Source organism: Bradyrhizobium sp. UFLA05-89, assembly GCF_059803475.1.
On record NZ_JBANBA010000305.1, the window covers coordinates 1 to 553 of the forward strand.

General features: G+C 62.0%; 1 protein-coding gene. It reads left to right on the forward strand.

Going from position 1 to position 553, the window contains the following annotated elements:
- Window positions 1-140: 140 nt before the first annotated feature.
- The coding region (locus SO139_RS46385; protein ID WP_449384727.1) for a transposase at window positions 141-553 on the forward strand (413 nt) is incomplete at its 3' end.

A 553-nucleotide genomic window follows, 5' to 3' on the forward strand; every position in this document is an offset into this window, starting at 1 on the left:
TCGGGATTGTGAGCCACGGCTAAGTCGGGAATGCCCGCACTCTCCATGGGCTGCTCCCGAGGGGTGTGCGGGCTTTTCTCCTAAGAGCCTAACCGAAAATAAGGAGTGAGTGATCTCGGCGGGCTGTGATTCCTTCGGATTTGCGAAGATTCGAGGGAGGGCACGATGCCTGGACCGAAATCACTCGTCTCCAGTATCAACGCAGCGGGCTGCGTTACACAAGCGATCTGACTGATGCGGAGTGGGCGCTGATTGCCGGGAAGATGCCGCGACGACGGCGTCTCGGGCGACCACGGCAGGTCAATTTGCGCGAGGTGGTGCAGGCGATCTTCTACATTCTGTCCACCGGCTGCCAGTGGCGGGCCCTGCCGAGCGAGTTCCCGCCGTACTCGACGGTCCAGGGCTACTATTATGCGTGGCGCGATAGTGGCAGGTGGCACATGATCGTTCGAGCGTTGGTGCGCAAAGCGCGGCAGGAACTTGGGCGCAAGCCGACACCGACGGCTGCCGTCATTGACAGTCAAACCGCTTCGACGACGCAGGCCGGCGGGCC